The sequence below is a fragment of the Parapedobacter defluvii genome, from assembly GCF_014642075.1.
Taxonomy (GTDB): domain Bacteria; phylum Bacteroidota; class Bacteroidia; order Sphingobacteriales; family Sphingobacteriaceae; genus Parapedobacter; species Parapedobacter defluvii.
In genome coordinates, this window is the sequence record NZ_BMIK01000001.1 from 326,456 (window position 1) to 341,399 (window position 14,944).

General features: G+C 45.8%; 22 protein-coding genes. 9 read left to right on the forward strand and 13 right to left on the reverse strand.

The window, feature by feature from the left end:
* Positions 1-4 precede the first annotated feature (4 nt).
* From IEX60_RS01200 to IEX60_RS01210, 3 genes are all read right to left on the reverse strand, one after another.
* Positions 5-559, reverse strand: a complete 555-nt coding sequence (locus IEX60_RS01200) for a dihydrofolate reductase family protein (protein ID WP_188746570.1) — start codon at positions 557-559, stop codon at positions 5-7.
* A gap of 147 nt (positions 560-706) precedes the next feature.
* On the reverse strand, positions 707-1,480 hold the full coding sequence (locus tag IEX60_RS01205) for a hypothetical protein (RefSeq protein ID WP_188746572.1): 774 nt from the start codon (positions 1,478-1,480) through the stop codon (positions 707-709).
* A gap of 326 nt (positions 1,481-1,806) precedes the next feature.
* The gene (locus IEX60_RS01210) at positions 1,807-2,028 is read right to left on the reverse strand and encodes a TlpA disulfide reductase family protein (RefSeq protein ID WP_188747552.1); all 222 of its coding nucleotides are present in this window, start codon (positions 2,026-2,028) and stop codon (positions 1,807-1,809) included.
* Positions 2,029-2,376: 348 nt separating this feature from the next.
* Between IEX60_RS01210 and IEX60_RS01215 the strand changes: the two genes are divergently transcribed.
* Positions 2,377-3,048, forward strand: a complete 672-nt coding sequence (locus IEX60_RS01215; protein WP_188746574.1) for a hypothetical protein — start codon at positions 2,377-2,379, stop codon at positions 3,046-3,048.
* Between the two features lie 19 nt (positions 3,049-3,067).
* Here IEX60_RS01215 and IEX60_RS01220 read toward each other — a convergent pair whose 3' ends face one another.
* From IEX60_RS01220 to proB, 6 genes are all read right to left on the reverse strand, one after another.
* On the reverse strand, positions 3,068-3,670 hold the full coding sequence (locus tag IEX60_RS01220; RefSeq protein WP_188746576.1) for a hypothetical protein: 603 nt from the start codon (positions 3,668-3,670) through the stop codon (positions 3,068-3,070).
* Positions 3,671-3,705: 35 nt separating this feature from the next.
* Entirely contained in the window at positions 3,706-3,903 is a 198-nt protein-coding gene (locus IEX60_RS01225) for a hypothetical protein (RefSeq protein ID WP_188746578.1), read from the reverse strand.
* Between the two features lie 28 nt (positions 3,904-3,931).
* Positions 3,932-4,153 (reverse strand): hypothetical protein, encoded by a 222-nt coding sequence (locus IEX60_RS01230; RefSeq protein ID WP_188746580.1) that lies wholly within the window; start codon positions 4,151-4,153, stop codon positions 3,932-3,934.
* An 83-nt stretch (positions 4,154-4,236) separates the two neighbouring features.
* Complete coding sequence (locus IEX60_RS01235) at positions 4,237-5,196, reverse strand: TolB family protein (protein WP_188746582.1); 960 nt, start codon at positions 5,194-5,196, stop codon at positions 4,237-4,239.
* Between the two features lie 88 nt (positions 5,197-5,284).
* Positions 5,285-6,532, reverse strand: coding sequence for a glutamate-5-semialdehyde dehydrogenase (locus IEX60_RS01240; RefSeq protein WP_188746584.1), 1,248 nt, complete (start codon positions 6,530-6,532; stop codon positions 5,285-5,287).
* A 9-nt stretch (positions 6,533-6,541) separates the two neighbouring features.
* Positions 6,542-7,576: a glutamate 5-kinase gene (proB, locus tag IEX60_RS01245; protein ID WP_188746586.1), complete on the reverse strand. Its 1,035-nt coding sequence runs from the start codon at positions 7,574-7,576 to the stop codon at positions 6,542-6,544.
* A gap of 124 nt (positions 7,577-7,700) precedes the next feature.
* Here proB and IEX60_RS01250 point away from each other — a divergent pair, with 124 nt between their 5' ends.
* Positions 7,701-8,558 carry an SPFH domain-containing protein gene (locus IEX60_RS01250; protein ID WP_188746588.1) on the forward strand — a complete coding sequence of 286 codons (858 nt, stop codon included), beginning with the start codon at positions 7,701-7,703 and terminating at the stop codon, positions 8,556-8,558.
* 38 nt (positions 8,559-8,596) lie between these two features.
* Positions 8,597-8,770: a type II toxin-antitoxin system antitoxin gene (locus IEX60_RS01255; protein WP_188746590.1), complete on the forward strand. Its 174-nt coding sequence runs from the start codon at positions 8,597-8,599 to the stop codon at positions 8,768-8,770.
* Positions 8,771-8,777: 7 nt separating this feature from the next.
* Here the strand turns inward: IEX60_RS01255 and IEX60_RS25055 are convergent, their stop codons facing one another.
* Complete coding sequence (locus tag IEX60_RS25055) at positions 8,778-9,011, reverse strand: PH domain-containing protein (RefSeq protein ID WP_188747554.1); 234 nt, start codon at positions 9,009-9,011, stop codon at positions 8,778-8,780.
* 188 nt (positions 9,012-9,199) lie between these two features.
* Here IEX60_RS25055 and IEX60_RS01265 point away from each other — a divergent pair, with 188 nt between their 5' ends.
* Positions 9,200-9,472: a type IX secretion system membrane protein PorP/SprF gene (locus tag IEX60_RS01265; RefSeq protein ID WP_188746593.1), complete on the forward strand. Its 273-nt coding sequence runs from the start codon at positions 9,200-9,202 to the stop codon at positions 9,470-9,472.
* Between the two features lie 22 nt (positions 9,473-9,494).
* Here IEX60_RS01265 and IEX60_RS25060 read toward each other — a convergent pair whose 3' ends face one another.
* Together IEX60_RS25060 and IEX60_RS01275 are read right to left on the reverse strand one after the other, a co-directional pair.
* Entirely contained in the window at positions 9,495-9,740 is a 246-nt protein-coding gene (locus tag IEX60_RS25060) for a putative toxin-antitoxin system toxin component, PIN family (RefSeq protein WP_373284993.1), read from the reverse strand.
* 52 nt (positions 9,741-9,792) lie between these two features.
* Positions 9,793-9,987 (reverse strand): hypothetical protein, encoded by a 195-nt coding sequence (locus IEX60_RS01275; RefSeq protein WP_188746598.1) that lies wholly within the window; start codon positions 9,985-9,987, stop codon positions 9,793-9,795.
* A gap of 283 nt (positions 9,988-10,270) precedes the next feature.
* On the opposite strand from IEX60_RS01275, the gene IEX60_RS01280 reads away from it, so the two are divergent.
* Together IEX60_RS01280 and arr are read left to right on the forward strand one after the other, a co-directional pair.
* Positions 10,271-11,896, forward strand: coding sequence for a hypothetical protein (locus IEX60_RS01280; RefSeq protein WP_188746600.1), 1,626 nt, complete (start codon positions 10,271-10,273; stop codon positions 11,894-11,896).
* A 679-nt stretch (positions 11,897-12,575) separates the two neighbouring features.
* Entirely contained in the window at positions 12,576-12,989 is a 414-nt protein-coding gene (gene arr / locus IEX60_RS25065; protein ID WP_373284994.1) for an NAD(+)--rifampin ADP-ribosyltransferase, read from the forward strand.
* Between the two features lie 412 nt (positions 12,990-13,401).
* Here the strand turns inward: arr and IEX60_RS01290 are convergent, their stop codons facing one another.
* Positions 13,402-13,740 (reverse strand): PadR family transcriptional regulator, encoded by a 339-nt coding sequence (locus tag IEX60_RS01290; protein WP_188746604.1) that lies wholly within the window; start codon positions 13,738-13,740, stop codon positions 13,402-13,404.
* A 41-nt stretch (positions 13,741-13,781) separates the two neighbouring features.
* Between IEX60_RS01290 and IEX60_RS01295 the strand changes: the two genes are divergently transcribed.
* The 3 genes from IEX60_RS01295 to IEX60_RS25070 all read left to right on the forward strand — a co-directional run bounded on the left by IEX60_RS01295 (position 13,782) and on the right by IEX60_RS25070 (position 14,688).
* Positions 13,782-14,024 (forward strand): IS1096 element passenger TnpR family protein, encoded by a 243-nt coding sequence (locus tag IEX60_RS01295; RefSeq protein WP_188747556.1) that lies wholly within the window; start codon positions 13,782-13,784, stop codon positions 14,022-14,024.
* A gap of 127 nt (positions 14,025-14,151) precedes the next feature.
* A complete protein-coding gene (locus IEX60_RS01300; RefSeq protein ID WP_188746606.1) occupies positions 14,152-14,310 on the forward strand; it encodes a hypothetical protein in 159 nt (52 codons plus the stop codon).
* Positions 14,311-14,559: 249 nt separating this feature from the next.
* The gene (locus IEX60_RS25070) at positions 14,560-14,688 is read left to right on the forward strand and encodes a GNAT family N-acetyltransferase (RefSeq protein ID WP_373284995.1); all 129 of its coding nucleotides are present in this window, start codon (positions 14,560-14,562) and stop codon (positions 14,686-14,688) included.
* The last annotated feature ends 256 nt before the right edge of the window (positions 14,689-14,944 follow it).

Below are 14,944 nucleotides of genomic sequence, written 5' to 3' on the forward strand. Positions count from 1 at the left end.
CAGGTTATTTTGTATACCTTACTACAATACCGCCTGTTTCAAGCGGTTGACTGGAAATCAGGGATAAATTTTCGGCCGCTATTCCCTGGCTGAACAAGGGCCGGCCACTGCCCAAAATAACCGGGGCAATCCCGATGCGGTATTCATCAATTAAATGATCGTTGATAAACGTCTCAGAAAGGTTAGCGCTGCCAAATATATACATATCCCCGTCGCCCTGAGCCTTTAGCCTGGAAATTTCAGCAGAAGCATTTTCTTTGATCAAGGTAGTATTATTCCAATCGGCAGATTTCAATGTGCTGGAAAAAACAAGTTTAGGTATCTTGTTCATCAGGCGTGCAGTTTCTGTGTTTTCGTCGGTTGCTTTTGTCCAATGAGCGGCCATTCCTTCATAGGTTACCCGTCCGAAAACCAGGTAGTCTGCTGCATTTAACTGTTCAATGCTAAACTTTTCAAGCTCCTTTCCCCAAATCACATTGTGAAAAGGTAAGTCCCAATTTTGGCTTCCCTCAAAATAACCATCGAGGGTAATGATATTCCACATGATTAGCTTTCTCATTGTATCGTCAATTAGTCCGTTTCGGAAAATGCTAAATTAGTCGGTTAGGTCGGAAAAACTGTGGGTAAAAACTGACAGGATGGGGGGGTAGATGCGACAAAATAGTTGTAAGCCCTTTGCCAGGTTTGATCGCCCTAAGTACTAAACTTACAATCCACCGCCATTATAATTTCCACGGATTTCCGCAATCTCCACGTTTTTTTCATACTGCAGTATACCCGTTGCCTTCGATAGGCTAAAGTAGTGGTCGTTTACGTAGATCACGTCATGGAGACCCCAGTCACCGTAAGTGATGGAAAGCGATCGGATACGGCATGTGTAAGTCGTGTCATTCACTGATCCTTCGGTTTCCAATACCCTATTGCCAGCTATCTGGTATCCCCCCAAGTTCATGTTATAGTTTACCCAAAGGTACTGGATTAGTTCAGCTACCGCTGGCATATCCATCACACCCTTGTAACGGCCTATGGTATGATCGGGATTGAATTTGTCCAGCGTTGGCTCAAAATAACTGGATTTATGTACCCGGAAACGGATGATATGTCCACTTTCCGTCCTTGCTGGGTACTCGAAGTATTTTGCCGTTTGCGACGAACCCTGTGGAACGGTTTGCCCCGAGGAGTTCTCTCGGCTCAATTCTACCCATGTCAATGCTTGCCGCTCGTCATCGGTGTGCAATTCAATCCATTCGTGTTTCCGCTCCGGTTGAGGTTTTATACTTACGGTATTGACATAGTAGGTGGAACTTGTTGGGTCCGCTTCCTGATAGAATCCTTCCGGAAAGATATGATCGGTTTCGTAGGCCAGCCTCAGAAATTCGTTGTGTTCTTTAGGGACAGGTATAAGATCCTTTTTCTTGCATCCTGCAATCAGTAGGCAAGCCATCAATATAGGTGATAGGGTATACGGGTGAAACTTCATTTAGCGCTATATAATCGTTGTCTTATTACATAGACGAGTTTTTCCTTGTTAATGCTACAATCAGCTACCGATCTACAAGGCAAATCATTCCGCGCTTATAACAATCCAGTCTCTTTCGCAAACTGTGTCGGTCAACCGGTAGATTCCAGCTTTAAAAGAGAGAACTTGCTCCAGCCGCTGTGCTAAAACCGCACGGACCTCGGCTACCGTAGACGCCACCGCTACCATAGTGCCTGTCTCATCTACCAAAAACACACCGCCACCGGAAATATCAAGCCCCTATTTTTCCATATATCCTGGGCATCGCTGATCGCCAAGATATTGAGTCAAGGGTATCGATCCATCTGTGCAGCCCGGATATCCGCTTCTTTATCTCTTTCACGGGCCACACCGACAATCTCAAACCTGCGGTCCTTGTATTCTTCGTACACTGGAATCAGTTCGATTCCTTTTCGGTAGTATGGGCTGCACCAAGACGCCCATAGATTGATAATCGTTATTTTACCTTTGATACGTTGCCCACCTTCTTTATTGGATAGATTCGAGATGAGTTTCTAACGCTTTTGTATATGTATGGTTTGGGTGGAGGTAAGGATATGGAGGGCTTTTTGCCATAATCGGTTATATAAAGCTATACGAGTTCAGGACCCTCATCCGTACGGTTCTTAATAAATTGATTTTTAATTGGGTGCCGGCAAATGTAGCCATATCCCGTAGCGGATCCTATACCCAATAGCGGGTATATCAAAAGACCCTTGAAATGTTCGTGGTGAATCCACCAATGGGAAAACTCCCTCACACAAACCAGGTGTTCACTCATTAGAACTGCTAGCTTACTCATTGCCGGCTAAACCTATATAACGGGGCATTATTTTAGTCGTCAAGATGAATTTGCCATGAATACTTATAAAAAGATTGCCATTCTTTGTTTGATGGTGCTTTCCGGATTGCAGGGATGCAAAAAGGATTCCGCTACTGCCGACGACTCAGCGAAATTGAAGGTGTACAGCCTGGAAGGCATCGGGAATGCTGCAGTAAAGGACGCAAAGTGCGGGATTGATTTAGCCAATGGGCGGCTTTATTCCGTGGTGGCGGGGCAGCAGCATCAAAACGAGATCGATATCGCCTATGGATACATGACCACGGGTGATCCATCTTACTATGCACGATGTTTTCTCAACCTAAGTTATGCGGGGTGTTTCTGCGGTGGGTCATCTTACTTTTCCTATGGAGACCAACCCAATCGACAAGGGTATTCCTCATATTCCGTACTCAACGCCACCCGTATTGAAGCGGGAAGCGAGCAAATCAATTTTGACCAACTTGCCGCGCGTGGCACTAAAGCAGCACTGGATGAGGTGTTTGCGGCGCAACCAAATTCAAATGGCAGTGTCAATGAAGTGACGTTTGCAGACGGGGCCGACAATCTTGTTGTATCCCACATACTATTTACCACGGTAAAAGGTAAACGTGGCGTTATCCGTATTAAGCCCTATGTAAAGAACCGCCAGCAAAATTACCATCTACAGGCAAACGAGATTTCCATCGATGTGGTGGTGGAACCGTGAAACCTCTTTCCTCAACCAACTATTTTGGCTTTCCTTGCCTGAACACCCTCCAGGTGAGAAATAATTCAAGTAAACCCTTGGCAAAAACAATAACAGCTATAATCTCCACCCAGTAGATCAGATCGGGCTGGAACATCCGGAGTACTTTCCATAACAGCACATTCAGCAACAGGTACACGACCAGCAAGGGCCAGGCAAAGTGCAGTACCGAGATCCAGGTTATGCGCCATATCCAATCAGACCTCGTAGAAATTCCTTGTTGTTTTAGGTGTTGATACCGCCTGGAAATTCTCCTCAGTGAAAAGATCAGCAGTACCGTTAAAGCTACTATCACGGTATCAAATAGGATATACAAGTTTCTGATGCCCACACCCTGTTTGGGAGGGGGGCGGTTTGCGGCGAGATTCAAAACATGTTGCGCCATACCCCGGACGGTAGAACCATCAAGAGCCGTAGCACCATGTGGCGACGAAAAAGCATCCAGTGCACACATCACATTTGCAGCAATAAATACACCTATCCGTTCATCGGGATCGAAAAACACAGAACTTTGAAAATTGGGCGTCCCGCCATCGTGGTTTATCAGGTCATATCCGTCCATTTGGGAAGATTCCCACCCCATGGCATACGTATGCGGGGGCGGCGCGGTATGTCAACTCAATTCCCTCCGGCGAAAGAATGCGGGCATCCCGATATTTTCCATGGTTCATTTGAGCGATGCGGCAGGCGCATCTTCTCAACAATGTAGGCATCTATGGCTTTAAAATCGGTTTTATCTTCAGGCGTCTGTGCGAAAAGTTGAGACGTATTAATCCCTGTAAGGATCATGCTTAACCATACGATGAAGGGCGACATAAGGCAATTGTTTAAGCCTTTGTTTGTTTCATTTTACGTCCTCATATCCCCATTCCTGTTCTTCACGTAGCTCCTGTCCGTTGTAACTTCCATAGCGGATAACGGTGCATACCATCCAGATCACCAACAGGGGAGATAGGGAATAAAGGATAAGCAGCATGGGAAGATCCGGGTGAAGCCGGCTTTTCACCACGAAAATTACCAGGTAAGCCATTACTGCTATGATCACAAATGCTGGACGCTTTAACATGGCTTTTTATTTTAATAACCGCTGGGGAGCGATTTTGTTCACCAAGGTAAAGCTGCTTCCAGTCCTTCAGGGCTACCGCTGCACTACTCAATCCAGCATGTACCACCATCAACCGCCGGCAGGGTATTTTCACCTTTCGGCTGTATGACGATGACCTCTTTGCCATCATCCATGTTATGGATCTCTCCGTCGTTCGGTATAACGGCAAGATTCCAGTAAAAGAATGTCGGCCCGATTTTTTTGGCTACCAGCAAATGTTTCCCGTCCGGAGAGAAATCGGCATGGATTTCTTCGCCATTGCTTTCCGTTACCTGGCGCAAATTGCTGCCATCTATGTCCATCACGTGGATATGATTGCTAACCATCAAGGCGAGCTGTGTGCCCTGTTTATTCACCCTGAGGTTGCCCCATTGCGTGTATGGCATATCTTTTACCAACGAGAGGCTGGTATATGGAGGGTCAGACCGAAATATATATCGATCGTTCAACGTAAATAACAGACTGTTGCCGGGTAGCCACAACACCTCATCGCTGATTCCAAACGCCAGGGCTTCCGTTCCCACATTTACCGCTTCCAAGTGGGTAAGCACATTTCCATCTAAATCCGTAATGACAATGCCATTGTCAAAAGTGGGATTGTAGACCACTTTTGTATTGTCCGGAGAGAGAAAAGCTTCTATGTTGGTGTCGGTACCATAAGGCGAGTCGTAGTCGAATTCATCGACAATGGCCCCATCTGAATTGCGTACCAGCGTGAGTTTGGCTACGTCAAACACACCGGCTTCCCGCTCGCTGGTCAGTCTAAACTGCTCATCCCAGCTCATGTCCCAATTATTGAAGCCGTACGTATTGAAGGTGAAGTAGACGCTTTGTTGGTTGGTTTTCAGGTCCAACTGATACACATTGCCGGTAAAAGTATAAATGAGTTTTCCGGTTAAGCGGCCACCTTGGTTATCCGGATTGCCTGCATCGTCTTTAGCACATGATAGCACACCAAAAGCAGCAAGCATGGCAAACGCCATTGTTTTTATTCTCGTAACCATAATACCTCAAGTTATAAAAACAAAGATATCGGATGGTTTAACGCCAGACAATCCACGAAAACAAGGAAAATGAAAAGCACAATCCGGCCTAACGGATTTGGCCATCACCACTCACCAGCCACTTTTCAGTAACCAGTTTCTCCAGTGCAAACGGACCCCGGGCATGGAGCTTTTGGGTGGAAATGCCGATTTCGGCTCCCAGGCCAAACTCGCCACCGTCGGTAAAGCGGGTAGATGCGTTAGCATATACTGCGGCGGCATCCACGGTATGCATAAACGCATCGATATGCGCCGGATCGGTAGAGACAATGCACTCGGAATGCTTGGAGGAGTACGCCTCGATGTGATCCAGCGCTTCTTCCAGCCCCTCAACGACTTTGACGGAGCACTTCAGGTCCAGGAACTCCCTGCCGAAATCATCCGCGGAGGCATGCTGCAGGTGAGGATATCCCACCCCTTGGAGCCATTGGAAGGCCTGCGGGTCGGCGTAGACCTCCACCTGATGTTCGGCAAAATAAGGAGCCAGTTTGGTGAGCAATGGACCGGCAACCTGTTGATCTACCAATACGGTATCCAGTGCATTGCAGACGGACGGGCGTGATATCTTCGCGTTGGCAACGATGCGGGCGGCTTTATCGAGGTCGGCGGTTTCATCCACATACGTGTGGCATACCCCGGCACCGGTTTCAATGACCGGTACTTTGGCATGGTCCCTGACGTAGTCGATCAGTGCCTGTGATCCGCGTGGAATCAGGATATCCACATAATCCTTGGCTGTGAGCAGTTCGCCCATCAGCTCGCGTGCGGTAGGAAGCAGTTGCACAATATCCGGATTAATACCCGCAGCTTCGATCGCCTGTCGGATCAATGATACGAGGTAGCTGTTGGTAAACCAGGCATCCGAACCGCCGCGCAGCAGGCAAACATTGCCCGACTGGATGCACAGGGCTACCACGTCGACCGTTACATTAGGCCGTGATTCATAAATAACACCCACCACCCCGAGCGGTACCGATCGTTTTTCGATTTGTAGGCCGTTTTCGAGGGTTTTCTGAAGCAGCACCTTATTGGTAGGGTCTTCCAGGTTGGCTACGTCAATCACGCTAGCGGCCAGTGCCTGGATGCGTTCTTCGGTAAGCTTCAGCCGGTCGTACTTGGGATCCTGCGGATCCATGCGATCCAGGTCCTTTTTGTTTTCTTCGATAATGGCGTCCTGATGGGCGAGCAATAGTGCGGAAATAGCTTGTAGAAGCTGCTTTTTCTGGGATAACGTCAGCATGCCCATTGCTTTCTTTGCTTGGCGTGCCTGTACCAACTGTTGTTTTATACTATCCATCGGTTACTGTTATAAGAGGACAATGTCGTCCGCATGTGCAATTTCGATATTCTTTTTGTCGGTGGTATTTTCAATCACTGCTGATTCGATCTTGGATTTAGCCACGGCATGTACGAGGCCCTGTTCGTCCGCAATCTGGAACACCTCGCCGGTCATGAACCCGCCGATTACTTCCGTGACCCCAACGGCAAGTAGGCTTCGACGTTTTTTTAAGGCCTCCAGGGCACCTTTATCAACCAGAACCTTGCCGGAAATAAGGCTACCGGTGGCCATCCACTTGTGTCTGGACGATACTTTCTTGGGCTGTGCCCGGCAGTTGGTGCCGGTTGTGCCTGCCACGGCTTTCAGGATAGCGTCTTCGGTACGCATGCTAAAAATGACTGCTTCAATGCCCAGCTGGTTGGCTATTCTCGCGAAATTCAGTTTGGAGGTCATGCCACCCAGGCCTACTGCGGATTTTTCCTTCCTGGCTAATGACAAGGTCTGCTTGTCGATCACCGGGATTTCGCGGATCACCTGTCCGGCTGCATCCAATACACCGGGCACCGATGTGCTGAACAGGATTTTTTCGGCACCGAATCCCACTGCGATGAGCGTAGCGAGCTCATCATTGTCGGAAAACTTCAGTTCCTTGTTGCTTACCACATCGTTTTCATTCGCAATGGGGATGATGTGGTTGCGCCACAGGGTCTCGTAAGTGTTCTTCAATTGGAGAAACTGATCGCGGTTGGCAAAATGCTGCCGTTCACAGAGACTCTGCGCCAAGGCGATTTTGTACGGCTTGAAATACGTGGCATAAATGCCCACCAAGAGGGGGTTACCGATTGCTGCGGCTGCTTTGCGCTCCGGCAGTGTACCCCTGTAATGCGGGATAAAGGCTTTTCCTGCCGCTACGGCCCCGGATGACACAAGCACGATGTTGTAATGTTCCTGCAGTTTGGCCGTTTGCCGCGCTATTTCTACGATAATCTGTTCATCGACTGCTCCGTCTGCCGCGGTGATCGACGCGGAGCCAAATTTGATGACGATGATGGGTTTCTTCATGAGCTATTGAAAACGATCGCTAATTTCGCAAATTTTGGTTGAATCTAGCGTGTTTTTGTAATACGCTCTTGCAATTCTAAAAAATATATGATATTATTGTGATATCAAACCAATATTAAAAAACATGATACAAGAAAAGAGTACCACTGCGATTTCGGGATATTTATCCTTTGTCATTCTACTGGTTAGCTTGGGCGTTGCCGGTTATGGCGTATATAGCCAGTCCATAGGTCTGATTGTGGCCGGTGTCTTGCTTGCGCTCATCATGTTAAAAGGTTGGTTAATCATCAATCCCAATGAGTCAGCCGCATTGATTCTATTTGGCAATTATCAGGGAACCGTAAGAAAAGACGGATTCTTCTGGGTAAATCCGTTGGTGATCAAGCGCACGGTATCCCTTAAGGCACGTAATCTCGATGGGCAGAAAATCAAGGTAAATGATAAACTGGGCAATCCCATTGAAATTGCTGCCGTGGTGGTTTGGCAGGTTAGCGACACGGCAAAGGCGTTATTTGCTGTAGACGACTATGCGAAATATGTTCAAATACAGAGCGAAGCTGCGGTACGCCATTTGGCCAACCAATTCGCCTATGATAATTTTGAAGATGAGGATACTGCTGCGATTACGTTGAAAGATGGTGCGCAGCAGGTGAATGGCATATTGGAGAATGAGCTGAACGAGCGGCTGGCCATGGCAGGTATTGATGTAATTGAGGCAAGGATCACCCATTTGGCGTATGCTCCGGAAATCGCCAGTGCCATGTTGCAACGGCAGCAGGCTACTGCCGTGGTCGCCGCACGGCGGCAAATTGTAGACGGAGCTGTGGGTATGGTAGAGATGGCACTGGAAAAGCTCTCGGAAAAGGACATTGTACAACTCGACGAAGAGCGGAAAGCCGCCATGGTAAGTAATCTATTGGTCGTGTTATGCGGCGAACGGAATGTTTCACCCGTTGTCAATGCGGGTACACTTTATCATTAATGATATCTTTGCATTTATAAAAATCAGGAAATCAATTAATGGCCGACAAAGCAGATAAAAAGGCATTTGCACTTCGCATCAATGCAGATATGCTGAAAGCGTTGGAAGAATGGGCAGCAGAGGACTTCAGGAGCACCAATGGCCAGATTGAGTTTTTGCTTGCGCAGGCCCTGGCAAAGCGCAAGCGAGGAAAAAGCAGGGACGCCGGGTAATTTGGTCTTACACCACCTCAATCTCTGGATTCAATTTTATCAGATTGGCAATAAATTCCGGTTTATCTTTCGGCGATATGGCGATACTATAAAATCTATTGTAGAAGATTTCGAGCCGGTACAGCGAAGGTGCGGGAGCGCTGATTGGGTTTCTGGTTTCTTCAATTTCCGGATCGACATAAGGGGTATTTTCTTTCGCTTGTATAACAGACCAGCGTAGATGGTTAACGCACCTCGGGATATTTGGTCTTCGATCGGACGAAGATTGGGGTCTATTAAAATCAGCGCGAAGTTAAGAGGTTAACAAATGCATGGCGTTACCGGTATTTATTTATCGCCGGCGATTCGGTGGAGACAAAATACAAGTAAACTTTGTAGCCTTTTTCTGCTGCGCGGCGCATAATATCTCAAGATTGGACTCACGCGAAAATGCCGTCTATTTTAGTGACTTATGCTGAGAGCCTGAGGCCGCAGGCGGAGGTCTCTGCGCTGGTATTCATTAAGCGGGTATTCGGCATCGGCGCGAATGTGCGGAGCTACGGGGAGTTTGCGGGGATGGCACAGTTTTACTTTGGGGGCTTCGGTTTGGGCTACAGCTACCAGTTCAACCCGGGCAACCAACCGCTGAACCGGCGTATCGGTAACACTACCCATGAGATCGGTCTGCAATACCGGTTCAGTGGAATGGCTGGGCTATTATAGCGTGCTTCACAAGGTAGGCAGCTCATTGTTCTAAAAACGTACTGGCATTAATAATTGAGATATCCTTATATGGGTGTAGTACGAATAAATCTTGATCCCCAGTGATTATGGCGTTCGCTTTAGCACTCAATGCGACTTCCAAAAATTTATTGTCTTTTGGATCCCGACAATCCGTTACAGTATGGCGTGGATTTATATACACAGCAAGCGAGAGATACCGATCGAACTTCGGGCGAACGAATACACCTTTAAACTCGTCGGCAGTCACTTTAGACAAGACTATTTGGCCTATTCTTCGAGCCCTATTTATGCTTGCCTAGCTACAGAATTTGGTAATAGGAATGATCCAACAGCTTATCAAATTCAGCTTCCTTCAACTCGCGGAGCATATCAGTTATTTTACGCTCATATTCTGCCTTCAGCGCAGGAGCACCGTTTCTCCAACCTCGGGCCAAAGCACTATCAACTTCCAATACGATGCGATCCATAATCATGTTCTTTTCTGTCAAATGCATTTATACAGATTTACAAGATATTTTAATAAACCGCTAAACTCCCCACTGAATTCCGATTAGATGGAAAAATCGACAGTTTGCGTTTCAAAGGGTGGCGTGCTGAGGTATATCTTTTATACGTTGGTTTTAAATGAAAATCATTACCTTAGCCTGCAGAAGAGATTGAATGCTATTATTTTAACCTCCAGCCTATGTGTTTTTCTTAAGCCTTTCCGCGAATTTCCTTAAAAATCAATTACCTAATCAACATCATCCGTTAACGCTATTACTTATTACAACCGTTATGAAAACCAGATTACTTTTCCTTTTGCTTTTTATATCCTCATTATCTTATGGCCAAAATTCCCTATCCATGCTTGGGTCCAATTATTCTTTTGCAAAGGGAAATATTGATGTAGAGGTACTTACCGAAATCATTCAGCAAAAGCAGGGGGAAGTTACGCGCCGTGTTTTCCATAACCTAATTATCAAATCTTTCAAAGATGCAAATGATTTTGAGGCCAGCTTTGCGACCTATCATTACATTTATAATGTGATGAACAGTCTTTTGGCCGAAAAGAACAAAACGGTTATCACACGACAAATTCTGAATGGTGTGCTAGAGTATGCCATTGTTTATGCCTTCACCCGGGAGTTTGTTTCTTCTGAATTCAAGAAATCGGAAGATAGCATCGTTTTTAAAACAGCCGAAGTAAAAATTCAGCCAGAAGTGCTTTTAGGTTTGTTGGATATCAAACCCTGGCAAGGAAGTAATGGAAGTTCCGATGGTAATAAGAGCAGGATGGACCTAAAAAAAACTTCGAATGGTGAATGGAAGACATTTAATATTCTATTAGATATGGCGTTGGATATCTTTTTAAATGACACCACAGCCAGCGCATTCTCCAAGTACGGACTATTTAACTTACTAGCCGAAAAATCAAACCTGCATACTTGGTATGATAGATATAATGCTTATAAAAAAATAGCTACGTCAAACGCCGATTCAGCAACACTTGCCGGTTTTAGAAATAAAATGCTGACCGCATACGATGCATTCAAAAATGCGTCGGTTTATGCCAGCGACTTATTGAAGATTCGCAAAGATTTGGAGATCACATATTTTAAGCAGACCTCTCTTACAGACCAACAGTATGATGCGATAAAGAATGTATTGCGTTTATCGGTAAAAACGGTAAAGCCATATTCGGACAATAATTTAATAGGGACCCTCACGGAATACCTGTTAGACTATATTTTTGTAGAATTTCCTGCCACTGCATCTGATGGTGTTGTTACCGCATCTGCGCAGTCTCAAAGTCAGAAGGGCATTATTTATATCGATGCGGAAGGTCTTATATCCAACTTATACGATAAATTTTCAGGAAGTAAAAAGAGGAGCACTATAGCCCACAGCGCTTGGTTTATTGCGCCCAGGCCCTTTTTAACTATCGGAACAACCTATGGCGATCCTTTCAGAACTCAAAATGCTTTGCTTGTTGATGATAATGAGGTGTCGAACTTGAAGAATATCTATTTTGCGAGCGAAAAAATAGGCCTGAAATTGACATTTATGGATAAGGCTTATACGCATTCCTTCGCACCGGGTGAAGAGTTCAAATACCATGGAAGCAAAACTTTCTGGCAGGAGCCCCAAAAAGAACCGCTCATTACACGCATAGAGACACTTTTTTACGGTTCTGGTCTTTTATATAATGTGATAGATATTAAATCGCAGCGGAATTTCAATTACGCGTTAGCCGGAGGTGCGCTTGGCATCACTTTCTTTAACGGCTTAATGTTAAATGCCGGCGGAGCGGTACCAATTAACGATGGAGAATTAAGTAATAAATGGATGTTTACCTTCTCATTTGATATACCCATTATCGAATATTTGTCAGCAGTTTCAAAGCGAAGAGGTGGACGTTAAACAAAGTAGTACAAATTGCTTGAGGGGTTCAGTTGCGATGCTTATACTCTCAGAGTGCGCAGCAGTTTTATTTTCAATTTTCTTTTCGTTTGATTGTCGTTCTAAGCCGATGCACAACATTCAAATATATGCAATCCGCTCTCCTAATCAAAAATGCTTATAATATGTTTGGATAGAAGCAGAGGTTGTAAAACCCACTATTTAACCCCAAGTTTCTTTAGAAAGGGACAGCTGCTATAATAAAAACGATGCTTTTGCAGGCTTTATTTTGCAGCAGTAATTATTGTCTAAAACGTTCTTATCTTTAGAAAGAGGCCCCTACATTTGTGTTTCACAAAAAAAACAATACATGGAATTCAATTCGAGTAATCCCGTTGTGAAACGCTGCCTTGAAGGCATGGACATAGCCGAAAACGGAAAACCCGAAGAGGCAAACCGGCTGTTCCTTAAGGCCTGGCACGAAGCTACCGACGACCTTGAAAAATTTATTGCTGCTTATTATGTAGCTCGGCATCAAGAAAGCAATGCCGAGCGGCTGCAATGGTACGAAACCGCTTTGCAGTTCGCCTTGGCGATAAATGACGGTTCCGTACACAGTGCTTTTCCCTCGCTCTACGCCCATATTGCCAAATGCTATGAAGAGTTGGGCGATCCTGCCCAGGCAAAGAAGCACCATGACTTGGCGGTTACGTTTGCCAGCAAACCGGCTGACAACGGCCCCTTCTATCATGGAACGCGAGCCGACTTGAAAGTGGGCGATTTGCTGACCGCCGGACGCCCATCTAATTACCACCCCGGCGTCATCATGAACCATATTTACTTCACCGCCATGGTTAACGGGGCAGGGTTTGCCGCTGCATTGGCAAATGGTGAAGGGCACGAACGTGTTTACATCGTTGAACCGACCGGGAGCTTTGAAAATGACCCGAACGTTACGGATAAAAAGTTTCCCGGCAACCCCACGCGTTCCTATCGGACCAGGGCGCCCATGAAAATCGTCGGTGAAGTAACGGAATGGGTGCGGCAAACGCCGGAAGCCATACGGCAATTCCGGGAAAAACTGGCCAAAAACAAGGGAGAGATAATTAATTGAGGGGAAAGCAACTCCATTTGTAAAAGGATGTCGGTCTTCGAGCGGTCTTCTACCCGTTCCAGTAAGCGACTTTTGCTTTGCCGCAAATGTTCTTTAATCAATGTAAATGAGATATCGTCTACACTGGCCGACATGTTTGGTCGATCATCAAAGGGCATCTGATTGGCTGGCGCTATCAAGTCCTCGCGTCTTCACGGTGCTGGATCCACACGGCATTAGCGGTGCGCCGCAGACATTGGGGGCCAATCTGTCCTGATCAAATCAACTCAATTTGCCAGTCCAACGCGGCGTCTTTTTTTCATACGCAGAAATATAACTACCGATACGATCAAAAATGCAAGAAGTAACGTCATGTAGAATAAATTGAGACTCATGGATTTCAGGGTTACCCTCCATTGGGCGATGCTGTTTTCTATGCTAAACTCGGGTTTGCTTTCCATAATTTTTGAATCACTTCATTAATAATTGTCCAATTTTCATGCTCCGTTACCAGTTCCCGCTTACCATCGTTGCTGATACGGTAGTACTTTCTCCGGCGTCCGGACTCGGCTGTTTTCCAGTCGGATCGAAGCAAGCCTTTTTTCTCCAGTTTATGTAGTACAGGGTATAGGGTTCCGTCTCCCCATTCGATTTTACCGTTTGATAGTTCTTTTACCTTCTGGATAATTTCATAGCCGTATGACTCCTTTTCAGCCAATATGGAAAGGATAATGGGGATGGAGGACGCTCCGACGAGTTCTTTTGATATCATACATTGAAGTTCAATGCATCAAATATACATAGAAGTTCAAGATATGCAAGAAAGAACCTGAATTTTGGCAGTATCAAATCGTATGTACTCCGGAAGATGTCGGTAACATCCGCGGTTATCGTGAAATGGTCGATACGTTTGCCCATGGCACAACAGCGGAAAAGCAGAGTTTCCGCCAATGGCTTGGCCTACGAACAAACGAGGATTGGGACCCGGCATACTACAACCAACGCGAGGTCAACAAACGCATGGCGTTGATCGCACCGGAAGAGTTGACGTTTTAAATATTTGCTTGGGGTGTCCCCGGTCGGGCGGGAGCTAAGCGATGAGCTTGGCTCCCGCTTTTTGGCGTAAAGCTTGTTGTAGTTGTAAATAGAAGTCATTATCTTTGTAACCAGTAGTTTATACGTTATGGCAATCGCAATTAAATCGATACCTGTTCTTAAATCAGAAGCAGCTGAAGCTTTTGAAAAGAGGGTGTATGCCAATAACGACAAAAGGGCTACCATTGATTTTTCAAAACAGATTAACCAAGCAGCCAAGATTTTAGCCAAGGCCAAAATCAAATAGACCCATTGTTTTGTTGGTAGACAAGTGTACCCTAAAACCTTATGGTGAAGAGTTACTTCATCAATGTGAACCGTTTGATTGCGGAGATGGCGATTTGAATGATTTTTTTGCCAATGATTCCCTGCGTTATTCTCGGAATCTCATGGGCAAATCATATTGTTTCACGCTTGATGCTGATCCTCGGATGATCGAAAAAAGAAAGTGAACCAACAAATCCCAAGGGAAAAACAATTCCGGAGTTATCCTCCTGTGCTAATTGGCCGGCTTGGTGTCAATAGTGCATTTCGCGGCAAGGGCATCGGCCATGAATTGATGGACTTTATCAAGTCTTGGTTCGTGGATGCAGCAATAAAACCGGTTGTCGTTTTATTGTCGTAGATGCTTATAATAACAAAGGAGCGCTGGGATATTACGAACGTGAAGGATTCGGTTTTCTTTTTAGCACAGAAGATCAGGAAAAGGAATATCTGGACTACCCTCAGGATCATCAGCTTCATACGAGGTTGATGTATTTTGACTGATTGTTTTGACTTCATAAGTTACACCTAACAAAGATGGACATCCGCGCTGAATGAGCGGGTCGGTATCGGAATGGTTATGTCCAACGGCCTTGATCATCAATTCAAGTATTCAC

Excerpts from the sequence above, each read along its gene's own strand:
- IEX60_RS01235 (WP_188746582.1), bottom strand. The coding sequence starts at position 5,196 with ATGGTTACGAGAATAAAAACAATGGCGTTTGCCATGCTTGCTGCTTTT.
- IEX60_RS01300 (WP_188746606.1), top strand. The coding sequence starts at position 14,152 with ATGGCAATCGCAATTAAATCGATACCTGTTCTTAAATCAGAAGCAGCT.
- IEX60_RS01250 (WP_188746588.1), top strand. The coding sequence starts at position 7,701 with ATGATACAAGAAAAGAGTACCACTGCGATTTCGGGATATTTATCCTTT.
- IEX60_RS01255 (WP_188746590.1), top strand. The coding sequence starts at position 8,597 with ATGGCCGACAAAGCAGATAAAAAGGCATTTGCACTTCGCATCAATGCA.
- IEX60_RS01220 (WP_188746576.1), bottom strand. The coding sequence starts at position 3,670 with ATGGGGTGGGAATCTTCCCAAATGGACGGATATGACCTGATAAACCAC.
- IEX60_RS01230 (WP_188746580.1), bottom strand. The coding sequence starts at position 4,153 with ATGTTAAAGCGTCCAGCATTTGTGATCATAGCAGTAATGGCTTACCTG.
- IEX60_RS01225 (WP_188746578.1), bottom strand. The coding sequence starts at position 3,903 with ATGTCGCCCTTCATCGTATGGTTAAGCATGATCCTTACAGGGATTAAT.
- IEX60_RS01205 (WP_188746572.1), bottom strand. The coding sequence starts at position 1,480 with ATGAAGTTTCACCCGTATACCCTATCACCTATATTGATGGCTTGCCTA.
- IEX60_RS01275 (WP_188746598.1), bottom strand. The coding sequence starts at position 9,987 with ATGCATTTGACAGAAAAGAACATGATTATGGATCGCATCGTATTGGAA.
- proB (WP_188746586.1), bottom strand. The coding sequence starts at position 7,576 with ATGAAGAAACCCATCATCGTCATCAAATTTGGCTCCGCGTCGATCACC.
- IEX60_RS01215 (WP_188746574.1), top strand. The coding sequence starts at position 2,377 with ATGAATACTTATAAAAAGATTGCCATTCTTTGTTTGATGGTGCTTTCC.
- IEX60_RS01240 (WP_188746584.1), bottom strand. The coding sequence starts at position 6,532 with ATGGATAGTATAAAACAACAGTTGGTACAGGCACGCCAAGCAAAGAAA.
- IEX60_RS01280 (WP_188746600.1), top strand. The coding sequence starts at position 10,271 with ATGAAAACCAGATTACTTTTCCTTTTGCTTTTTATATCCTCATTATCT.
- IEX60_RS01290 (WP_188746604.1), bottom strand. The coding sequence starts at position 13,740 with ATGATATCAAAAGAACTCGTCGGAGCGTCCTCCATCCCCATTATCCTT.
- IEX60_RS01200 (WP_188746570.1), bottom strand. The coding sequence starts at position 559 with ATGAGAAAGCTAATCATGTGGAATATCATTACCCTCGATGGTTATTTT.
- IEX60_RS01265 (WP_188746593.1), top strand. The coding sequence starts at position 9,200 with ATGCCGTCTATTTTAGTGACTTATGCTGAGAGCCTGAGGCCGCAGGCG.